General features: G+C 75.0%; 5 protein-coding genes. 3 read left to right on the top strand and 2 right to left on the bottom strand.

What is annotated here, in order from left to right:
* Nucleotides 1–79: 79 nt before the first annotated feature.
* Nucleotides 80–811 carry an ABC transporter ATP-binding protein gene (locus tag AB0H82_RS33580; RefSeq protein WP_362999302.1) on the top strand — a complete coding sequence of 244 codons (732 nt, stop codon included), beginning with the start codon at nucleotides 80–82 and terminating at the stop codon, nucleotides 809–811.
* On the top strand, nucleotides 811–3,006 hold the full coding sequence (locus tag AB0H82_RS33575) for an FtsX-like permease family protein (RefSeq protein ID WP_362999303.1): 2,196 nt from the start codon (nucleotides 811–813) through the stop codon (nucleotides 3,004–3,006). Before AB0H82_RS33580 ends, AB0H82_RS33575 begins: the two co-directional genes overlap by 1 nt.
* Here AB0H82_RS33575 and AB0H82_RS33570 read toward each other — a convergent pair.
* Nucleotides 2,981–3,823: a nitrilase-related carbon-nitrogen hydrolase gene (locus AB0H82_RS33570; RefSeq protein WP_362999301.1), complete on the bottom strand. Its 843-nt coding sequence runs from the start codon at nucleotides 3,821–3,823 to the stop codon at nucleotides 2,981–2,983. The two genes, AB0H82_RS33575 and AB0H82_RS33570, sit on opposite strands and share 26 nt — an antisense overlap.
* Before the next feature lie 734 nt (nucleotides 3,824–4,557).
* On the opposite strand from AB0H82_RS33570, the gene AB0H82_RS33565 reads away from it, so the two are divergent.
* The gene (locus AB0H82_RS33565) at nucleotides 4,558–6,282 is read left to right on the top strand and encodes a bifunctional 3'-5' exonuclease/DNA polymerase (protein ID WP_362999300.1); all 1,725 of its coding nucleotides are present in this window, start codon (nucleotides 4,558–4,560) and stop codon (nucleotides 6,280–6,282) included.
* A gap of 94 nt (nucleotides 6,283–6,376) precedes the next feature.
* On the opposite strand, the gene AB0H82_RS33560 is transcribed toward AB0H82_RS33565, so the two are convergent.
* Nucleotides 6,377–9,952: a BTAD domain-containing putative transcriptional regulator gene (locus AB0H82_RS33560; protein ID WP_362999299.1), complete on the bottom strand. Its 3,576-nt coding sequence runs from the start codon at nucleotides 9,950–9,952 to the stop codon at nucleotides 6,377–6,379.
* Nucleotides 9,953–10,017 lie beyond the last annotated feature (65 nt).

The following is a 10,017-nucleotide window of genomic DNA, read 5'->3' as shown; positions in this document are numbered from 1 at the left end:
CCCGGGGTAGGGCCTGCCCTACCCCGGGACGCCCTCCAGGGGGCGTGTTTGTGAGAGGGGGCGGCGGTTGGGTGGGGGCATGAGTGAAACCGTTGTACGGCTCACCGGGGTCCACCGCCTCCACGGCGAGATCACCGCTCTCGACGGCGTCGACCTCGACGTCCGGACCGGCACCTTCGTCGCCGTCATGGGCCCCTCCGGCTCCGGCAAGTCCACGCTCCTGCGGTGCGCCGCCGGACTCGACCGCCCGACGTCCGGTCGGGTCGAGGTGGGCGGGACCGTACTGACGGGACTGAGCGAGCGGCGGCTGACGCTGCTGCGGCGGGAGCGGATCGGCTTCGTCTTCCAGGACTTCAACCTGCTGCCCGCACTGAGCGCCGCCCAGAACGTCGCGCTCCCGCTGCGGCTCGCGGGGCGCAAGGTCTCGCGTACGGAGATCCGTGACGCGCTCGGCCGGGTGGGTCTCGCCGACCGCGCCGGGCACCGGCCCGGTGAGTTGTCGGGCGGGCAGCAGCAGCGGGTGGCGCTCGCGCGGGCGCTGGTCACCCGGCCCGCGGTTCTCTTCGGCGACGAGCCGACGGGGGCGCTCGACACGGGGACGAGCCGTCAAGTCCTCGTGCTGCTGCGGGGGTTGGTGGACGGCGAGGGGCAGACCGTCGTGATGGTCACCCACGATCCGGTGGCGGCCTCGTACGCGGACCGGGTGGTGTTCCTCGTCGACGGGCGGGTGGCGAGCGAGCAGCGGGCGCCGGATGCCGGTGGGGTGGCGGCGGCGATGGCGGGCCTCGAAGCGGCGGAGGTGCGCGCGTGATGATCTTTCTCGCCTCTCTCCGCGCGCGGTGGAGCAGTCTCGTGGGGGCCTTCGTGGCCGTCGCCCTGGGCGTCGGGCTCACCGCCGCCATGGCGTTGGGGCTGGCCGCGAGTCTCTCGGCACCCGAGCGGGCTCCGGAGCGGTTCGCCGGGTGGCCCGTGGTCGTCATGGGTCAGGACACACTGACGGTTCCGGTCCGGCGCGGCCCGGACGTCACCCACGTAACGAAGCCGCTCGTTCATCCACACCCTGTGGATATCGAACTGCTGCACGACCTTCGGCGGCTCGGGCCCGTACGGCTCGACGGCAAGAAGCGGGACGCCGTCGGCGTCGACGCTCCCGCCCGGGCCGTACGCGAGGTCGTCGGCGGACGGGCCCGTGTCCTCACCGGCGACGACCGCCGCCACGCCGATCCCGGCGCAGCGCGGGACGCCGAGGCGCTGGTGGCCGTCAACTCCTTCCTCGGCACGGCGGGCGGCGTGGCCGCCTTCGTGTCGGTGTTCGTCACGGCGTCGACGTTCGCCTTCGTGGTCGCGCTGCGACGGCGGGAGTTCGGGCTGCTGCGGATGGCGGGGGCCACGCCGGGGCAGGTGCGCAGGCAACTCCTGGGCGAGGCGCTCGCGGTGGGCGTCGTGGCGTCCGCCGCCGGGTGCGCGCTCGGGGCATGGGGCGCGGAGCCGCAGGCCGAGGCGCTGGTGCGGGCGGGGATCGCACCGGATTGGTTCACGGGGGGAGGTGAGGGAGTCGGCTGGTTCTCCTGGCCCCTCCAACTCGCCTTCTGGACCGGTCTGTTCGTGTCGTTCTCCGGAGCCTGGGCCGCGTCGCGGCGGGCCGGGCGCGTCGGCCCGGTCGAGGCGCTGCGCGACGCGTCCGTCGACAGCGGCGTCATGCCGTGGAGCCGGCGGATCGTGGGGGCGTTGCTGCTCGCCTGCGGGCTCGGACTGCTCGTACGGAATCTCGGCACGGACCCGTCCGCGCTCCTGAAGCGCAAGACGTACACGACCCAGCCGATGATCCTGATCACCGCGGCCGCCGCGCTCGCACCCCTTCTCGTACGTCCCGTCGTCCGCGTCCTCCGGCTGCCCGGCGCCGTCGGCCTCCTCGTCCGCGAGAACTCCATCGCCGCCGTGCGCCGCACCGCCGCCGTCGCGGCACCGGTCCTGGTCAGCGTCGCCCTCGCGGGCAGCCTGCTCGGCTCGGCGCAGACCGTGAGCGCGGCGAAGGCGACGGAGGCGGAGCGGCGGACGGCGGCCCAACTGGTCGCCGACGGCGACTCGTTGAGTGCGACCCGGTCTCGGGACGTGCCGGGCGCTTCCGCCGTCTCCCCTTCCGCCGCCACCGCCGTGTTCGTACGCGAGGAAGGCAGTGCCCTCGTCCGGACCGACGCGCGTGCGGTGGGTGACCCGGCGGCGCTGGCGGCGACCTCGCGGCTGCCGGTGATCGCCGGTGACGTACGCGACCTGGACGACCGCTCGATCGTCGTCAACGAGGAGTGGGAGAAGCACCGGGTCGGCGACCGCGTCGCCGTATGGCTCGGCGACGGACGGCCCGCGCGGCTGCGGATCGTGGCGGTCCTCGCGCGCGGGACCGGGGACAACGGCGCGTACGTCACCCGGGCGAACGCACCGTCGGCCCCCGTCGACCGCATCGACGTCCGCCTTGCGGCGGGCGCGGACCGGGGCGCCGCGGCCGCCGCGCTGAGCGCCCGCAGCGGCGGTGAGGTGCGCACCGCCGAGGAGTGGCTGGCCGCGACGCACCCGCGGACCAAGGCCCAGACGCGCCTCGGCCTCCTCATGATCCTCGGCATCTCCCTCCTCTACACGGGCATCTCGCTGGCGAGCACCCTGCTGATGGCCACCTCCGTACGCCGCACGGAACTGCGCTCGCTGCGCCTCGCGGGCGCCACGCACGGCCAGGTGCGGCTGGTCGTCGCCGGGGAGGCGCTGGTGGCCGTGGCGGCGGGCACGCTCCTTGGCCTGGCCGTCACGGCGGTCAACCTGACCGGCCTGTCCGCCGGCCTCGCCCTCCTCTCCGTCCCGGCGGGAGTGACGGTGCCGTGGAGGGAGCTCGGGGTGAGCGTGGGGGTGTGCGCGGTGGTGGCGGTGACGGCGGCGGTGACGGGTGCGGGGAGAAGCCCCTCCGGAGCAGCCCACCGTCTCCCTCAGGCCCTCAGCTGTCGCCGCCCTCGTCGATGAGGCGCCGCACCTCGCGGTCGACCAGACCGAGCCGCGCCTCGGCGACGAGCGGCACGGCGCGGCGCTGCCGGCGCGCCTCGTGTACGTCGATGTCGACCGTCACAAGGCCAGGCTCCCACTTCGGCGCCTGCGCGACGACCGTGCCGCGCGGGTCGACGACGCGTGACCCGCCCCAGAACGAGGCGCCGTTCTCGTTGCCGACCCGGTTCACGAAGACGACCCAGCACTGCAGCATGCGGGCGGTGTACGACAGCAGCGTGTCCCAGTACAGGCCGGTGTCCATGGCCTCCGGGTCCAGGCTGGCCGCGCTGTTCGTCGGTACGAAGATGACCTCGGCGCCGTCCTGCACGGCGAGCCAGGGGAGCGCGGGCTGCCACGCGTCGTTGCAGATGAGGGTGGCGGCGCGGCCGTGCCCGTGGGGCAGGTCGTACGCGCGCAGGTGCTGGCCCGGACTCACGTGCTTGCGTTCCTCCCACGCCAGGTAGTTCGGGAGGTACAGCTTCCGGTGGACGTGCAGGAGCCGGCCCTCCGTGACGTACGCCGCCGTGTTGTACGCGCGGAGGCTCGTGTGCTCGTGGAGGCCGACCAGGACGGCGGGGCCGCCGGGCTCCGCAAGGCCGAGCAGCCTCGGGTCGTCCGTCGTGATCGACGTGTCCCTCTTCAGGCCGCCCAGGTGATAGCCGTGCAGGCTCAGCTCGGGGAAGACGACGAGGTCGGCGCCCTGGGCCGCGGCCCGGGCCGCCTGGTCCCGCGCGGTGTCCAGGTTCTGCTCGACCTCACCCAGCGCGCAGTCCGTCTGTGCCAGCGCGACTCGCATGCGCCGAGCCTCCCAGCACCACCCGCCCCCCGCACCCCGAAGCCCCCCGGACGGGCTCCCCCGCCACGCGGCACGCCTGTCCCCCCGCCCCGCCCCGCCGGGCCCGGGCCCGTCCCCCCAAGCCCGCCGCTCCGCGGCGGATGTTCCCCACCCACCCACCCGTTTGCCCCGCGCCGTCCAGCGGGAGTAGGGGCGGGCGGGTGGGTTGTTGCCCTGCGACGTCCCGCACAGGTAGGGGCGGGGCGGGTGGGGTCTGGCCTGCGACGCCCTGCGGAGGTAGGGGGGCGGGTGGGGTCTGCCCCGCTGCGTCCCGCGGGAGTGAGGGAGGGGCGGGTGGGAGCTGTCCCGCGCCGCCCCCCGGGGTAGGAGCACCGAGCCCGCCGCTTCGCGGCGAATGTTTCCCACCCACCCACCCGTTTGCCCCGCGACGCAGCTGCCAGGTAGGAGCAAAGACGGGGACCCCCACCGGCCGGGCAGCCGCGAGCGCGCCGGAGGGGACGTGGGGGTATGTGCGAACGGAGCACCGAGCACACCGTGGCGTCTTTGTCCGTGCAGCGTGGCGCAGGGGTGGCGAGTACGCACATACCCCCGCGGCCCCGCCCCACAACCGAGCCCGAGGCGCAGACCCCCAGGCGAACTCGCGCACACCCCCGAGGCCCCGCCCCCAGACAAAGGCGCGGCCCGCGCCCAGGGAGCAGGAGGGCGATGTCAGTGGTGGGTGCGAGGGTGGGGGGATGGGTGAGAGGTGGGTGGTCGGGGTTGCCGAGGGAGGGGCTGCGGAGCTCGTCCGGCTCGGGGACGACGGCCTGCCCGCCGGAGACGTCATCCGCGAACCCGACCTCGCCGAAGCCATCCGCAAGCGCCCCACCGTGGACCGCTGGGTCTGGCGGTCCACGGCCGCCGTCTACCCCCACCTCCTCGCAGCCGGCCTCCGCGTCCCCCGCTGCTACGACATCGAAGCCGCCGAGCTCCTCCTCCTCGGCCACGAGGGCCGCCTGGGCGAGCCCCGCTCCGCCGCCGCGGCCCTCGCCCGCATCCGCAACAGACCCGTGCCTCCCGACCCCCCACCCCGCGCCGCCGAGCCCGGCACCCAGGATTCCCTCTTCGAGCCCCGCCCCGGCGGCGGCACCGACGTATCCCTCGCGGAGCTCGTGGAGGTGCACGCCGAGCAGCAGCGGCGGCACGACGCGACCGCTCACCCCGGCCGCATGCGTCTGCTCACCGCGTCCGAGTCCGCCGGCATGCTCGTGGCCGCCGAGATGAACGCGGCGGGCCTGCCCTGGCGCGCCGACGTCCACCGCGCGCTCCTGACCGAACTGCTCGGCGAGCGGTACGCGGGCCGTGGTGAGCCCCGCCGTCTCGCCGAGCTCGCCGACGAGGTGTCCAGCGCGTTCGGGCGCCGGGTCCGCCCGGATCTGGCCGCGGACGTCGTGAAGGCCTTCGCGCAGGCGGGCATCAGGGTGAAGTCGACGCGGCGCTGGGAGATCGAGGGGATCGACCACCCCGCGGTGAAGCCCCTCATCGAGTACAAGAAGTTGTACCGGATCTGGACGGCGCACGGCTGGAGCTGGCTCCAGGACTGGGTGCACGACGGCCGTTTCCGTCCGGAGTACACCCCGGGCGGCTCGGTCAGCGGCCGCTGGACGACCAACGGCGGCGGCGCGCTGCAGATCCCGAAGGTGATCCGCAGAGCCGTCGTCGCCGACCCCGGCTGGCGGCTCGTCGTCGCCGACGCCGATCAGATGGAGCCGAGGGTCCTCGCCGCGATCTCGCGCGACCGGGGCCTGATGGAGGTGGCGGGGAGCGAGGACGACCTGTACACGCGCCTGTCGGACCGGGCGTTCTCCGGCGACCGCGAGCACGCGAAGCTCGCCCTGCTCGGCGCGGTGTACGGGCAGACGTCGGGCGACGGCCTGAAGAACCTGGCGGCGCTGCGCCGCCGCTTCCCGCTGGCCGTCGCGTACGTCGACGACGCGGCGAGGGCGGGCGAGGAGGGCCGGCTCGTGCGGACCTGGCTGGGCCGGACGAGTCCGCCCGCGGCGGGCGCCGGGGAGGACGACGAGGCGGGCATCCCCCAGGAGGGCCCGCAGGGCGTCCCGGCCGGCGGCGAAGGGGGCCCGCCCTCCGAGGGCGAGTTCACACCGGGCTATGCCTCGTCCAACGCCCGCGCCCGCGGCCGCTTCACCCGCAACTTCGTGGTGCAGGGCAGCGCGGCGGACTGGGCGCTGCTGATGCTGGCCGCCCTGCGGCGGTCGCTCGCGGAGGGCGGGCTGCGGGCCCAGCTCGTGTTCTTCCAGCACGACGAGGTCATCGTGCACTGTCCTGCCGAGGAGGCGGAGACGGTGGCGCTCGCGGTGCGGGAGGCGGGGGATCTCGCGGGCCGGATCGCGTTCGGGGAGACCCCGGTCCGGTTCCCGTTCACGACGGCTGTGGTGCGGTGCTACGCGGACGCGAAGTAGAACGAAGCGGGGGCGAGGGGTTCGGGCGCCGAAACCAGGAGACCGCACTCACAAGACCACACCGCACCGCACCGCACCGTGCCACACCGTGCCGCTACGCCGCCGCCAGCAGCGCCCGCAGCTCGTCCGACACCTTGCTGTCCGTCCCGTCCAGCGCGCGCAGCGCGGCCCGCCACTGTTCGTACGCCTCTTCGTCGCGCCCCGCCGCCCGCAGCAGGAGGCCGCGCTGGTGCCGGGCGAGACCCGTCATGTGGGTGTCGCCGCGTTGTTCGGCGCGGTCGAGGAGGGCGGCGCACTCGCGCGCCGCGTCCACGGAACGGGAGAGTCCGCGCAGGGCACGGACCAGCCCGAGGCGGGCCTGGGAGGCGCCGTGCCAGTCCTCGTACTCGCCGTGCAGACGCAGGCTCTCCTCGAAGTGGCCGAGGGCGGCGGCCGGTTCGCCGAGGGTGAGGTGGGCGTAGCCGATGTTGCAGTGGGCGGACTGGCGGACGACGGCGTGCCCGATGGTCTCGCCGATCGCGAGGCTGCGTTCGTGGTGGGCGATGGCGGCGCGGGCGTCGGTGTGCTCGTAGAGGTTGCCGAGGTGGCTGAGGGTGATCGCCTCGCTGAGCGGGTCGGCGAGGTCGTGCGCGAGGTCGAGGCTCTGGTGGAGCGCCTCGGCGGATTCGGTGTGGCGGCCGAGGCCTTCGAGGAGGAGCCCGCGGTTGTTGAGGCCGCGCCGTACGCAGGACACGATGCCGAGCGCTCGCCAGAGGGTGAGGGCCTCGTCGTTCAGGGCGAGGGCTTCCCGGCTTCGGCCGGACATGAAGTGCAGCCCCGCGAGATCGGTGAGGGCCTGGGCCTCGGCAGCGGCGTCGCCCTGCCGGCGGGCGCCGTCCAGGGCGAGGGCTCCGAGCACCGCCAACTCGGTGAGACGGCCGCGGCGTTGGAGGTACGGGAAGAGGCAGCGGACCAGGACGGGGAGCAGGCCGACGGGGTCGCTGTGGCGGTCGGCGAGGGCGAGGATGTTGGCGAGCTCGGTGTCTCCCCAGGCGAAGGCGTCCTCTGCGGACATGGGTACGTCCGCTGCGGAGGTGCCCGCCACGGACGGGTCCGTGCTCTCCCCGGTCAGGGTGCCGCCCTCCGCCGACGGGGACACTGATACTTCCGCGCCGGCGTGGTCGGTGCGTGCGAGGCGGGGCTCGACGCCGCGTAGGCGGTCGGAGCGGTCCAGGCCCTCGGGAAGGATCGCCAGCAGGGTGCGGCGGGCGGACTCCGCGTACCAACGGAAGGCCTCCTCGACGAGGCCGGCGCACACGGCTTCCCCGGTCCGGCCCCGGGTGGCCGTCTCCCTGGCGAAGTCGCGTACGAGATCGTGCGGTGCGTACCGGCCGTAGGACGTCTCTTCGAGGAGCGCGACGTCGACCAGGCGGTCGAGGGCCGCGCCCGCGCGCAGTTCGTCGGTGCCCAACAGGCGGGCCAGGAGCGGCACTCCGTACGTCGGCAGGTCGAGCGCACCTATACGCGTGAGGGCGCGCGCGGCGTCGCGGTCGGCCTCGCGGTCCGAGGTGCGCAGGGCGTCGAGGGCGACGGCGAGGGAACGGCGCACGCTCAGGTCGTCGTACTCCAGGTGGTGCAGGCGGCCGCCGCTGACGGTGAGGAGTTCGGCGAGGGCGTCCGGGGTGAGGGCGCGGCGGGCGGCGAGTCGGGCGGCGACGATGCGCAGGGCGAGGGGGAGGCGGCCCGCGAGTTCGATCAGGGGGTGCCCGGCGTCGAGCCCCGCGCGGCCGGAGACGGCGCGCAGCAGTGCGGCGCTGTCCCTGTCGGACAGGGGTGCCAGCGGGAAGCGCGCGGCACCGTCGAGGGCCGTCAGCGGCGAACGGCTGGTGACGATCACCGCGCAGCCGGCCCCGGCGGGCAACAACGGCCGCACCTGCGCCGCCGTCGCCGCGTCGTCCAAAACCATGAGCGTACGAGTGGGCGCCAGCAACGACCGCAGCAACGCGCTCGCCGCATCCGCCGACTCCCGCCCCACGCTCGCCGCACCCGGCGACGCACATCCCACACCCGCCGCATCCGACGCTTCACAGCGCACACCGACGGCACCCGCCAACACGCGACTCTCGCCACCCACATCCGACGAGGCACAGCCCGCCCCTGCCGCGCCCGGCGACGCACATCCCGCACTCGTCGCATCCGGCGACTCACGCCCCGCACCGACGGCACCCGCCAACACGCAGCTCTCGTCGACCGCATCCGACGATGCGCAGCCCACCCCTGCCCCGCCCGGCGATTCGCTGTCCTCTGGTCTCCCGGCGTCCTCGCAGCGCGACGTGCGGCCTCCAGCGGCACCGCAGTTCGGGCAGCACGCGTGGCTGGCGGGGGTGTGGGGCGGTTCGGCGCCGAGGTCGCGGAGGAGAGCGGCGAGGGCCTGGCACGGGGTGAGTGGGGTCATGCCCGGTGTCGCGCCGCGCAGGTTGACGTAGAGCTGTCCGTCCGGGAACTCCTCCCGCAGCGCGTGCGCCGCATGCACGGCGAGCGCGCTCTTGCCGACACCGGCCATGCCGGAGACGACGGCGACGCGCGATCCGCCGGCCAGGGCGAGCCGGAGCGAGCGTACGGTGCCGTCCCGGCCGGTGAAGTGGGCCGGGGCGGGCGGTAGCTGCGCGGGACGGGCGGCCTTCGCGCGGACCGCCTCACCGGTACACGCGGGCCGGGACGCTTCCGTGAGTACGGGCGGCGACGGCGCAGCTGCGGACGTCCCCGCGCCCGGATTTCCCGGCTCCCGTGGGGGCGGATTGCCCGGCTCCCTCGCGCCCGGGTTGCCCGGCTCCCGCGGGGGCGGATTGCCCGGCTCCCCCGCGCCCGGGTTGCCCGGCTCCCCCGCGCCCGGACGGCCCGGCTCCCCCGCCCCCGGAGCAGCGGGCTCCCCGCCGGGAGCCGCCCCCAGCACCTCCCCGTGCGCGTCCCGCACCGCCGCGCCCGGTTCCACGCCGAGTTCCTCGATCAGTCTGCGGCGCAGTTCGCGGTGGACGGCGAGGGCCTCGGCCTGGCGGCCCGTGCGGTGCAGGACGAGCATCAGCTGGCGGTGGAAGGCCTCGCGGAGCGGGTGTTCCGCGACCAGTGCGGCGAGTTCGGGGGCGAGCGACGCCAGGCCCGTGCCGAGTGCCAGTTCGGCGTCGTACCGCCATTGCAGGGTGAGGAGACGTGCCTCTTCGAGGCGCGGTACGAGGGGGTGGCCGTCCAGCGAGTCCGGGAGGCCGCTCAACGGCGTGCCGCGCCACAGCGCGAGCGCGTCCGCCGCGCGGGCGACCGTCCGCGCCCAGTCCCCCGCCGCGTGCGCGGCCCGCACCTGCGCCACCAGCCGCTCGAAGACCCGTACGTCCAACTCGCCGTCCCCGACCCGGAGTCGGTACCCCGGCGGCACTGCTTGCAGCCGCCGCGGGTCGTCGAGGAGGCGCCGCAGCCGCGTCACGTGGTTCTGCAGGGACGCCTGTGCCGAAGCTGGCGGAAAGTCGCCCCACAGGGCGTCCTTGAGGGCGCCGAGGGAGACGACCCGGTCGGGTTCGAGCAGGAGCGCGGCCAGCAGGGCGCGACCCTTCGCGCTGCGTACGGGATGCGGCTCGCCCTCGGCGTCGTACACGGCGGGTGCCCCGAGCAGACCGAAGCGCAGCCCGCATCGCTCGCTCACACCGTTCCCCCGTGCCGTACTCGTATCGCCATGTGCCGCTGTGCGTTCCGGAGTCCGGGCCGAAG

This window comes from Streptomyces sp. NPDC050732 (assembly GCF_040654255.1).
Classification (GTDB): Bacteria; Actinomycetota; Actinomycetes; order Streptomycetales; family Streptomycetaceae; genus Streptomyces.
The sequence above is the reverse complement of the archived record's forward strand: the minus strand, read 5'-3'. Positions and strand labels throughout refer to the sequence as shown.

Excerpts from the sequence above, each read along its gene's own strand:
- AB0H82_RS33565 (WP_362999300.1), top strand. The coding sequence starts at position 4,558 with ATGGGTGAGAGGTGGGTGGTCGGGGTTGCCGAGGGAGGGGCTGCGGAG.
- AB0H82_RS33575 (WP_362999303.1), top strand. The coding sequence starts at position 811 with ATGATCTTTCTCGCCTCTCTCCGCGCGCGGTGGAGCAGTCTCGTGGGG.
- AB0H82_RS33570 (WP_362999301.1), bottom strand. The coding sequence starts at position 3,823 with ATGCGAGTCGCGCTGGCACAGACGGACTGCGCGCTGGGTGAGGTCGAG.
- AB0H82_RS33580 (WP_362999302.1), top strand. The coding sequence starts at position 80 with ATGAGTGAAACCGTTGTACGGCTCACCGGGGTCCACCGCCTCCACGGC.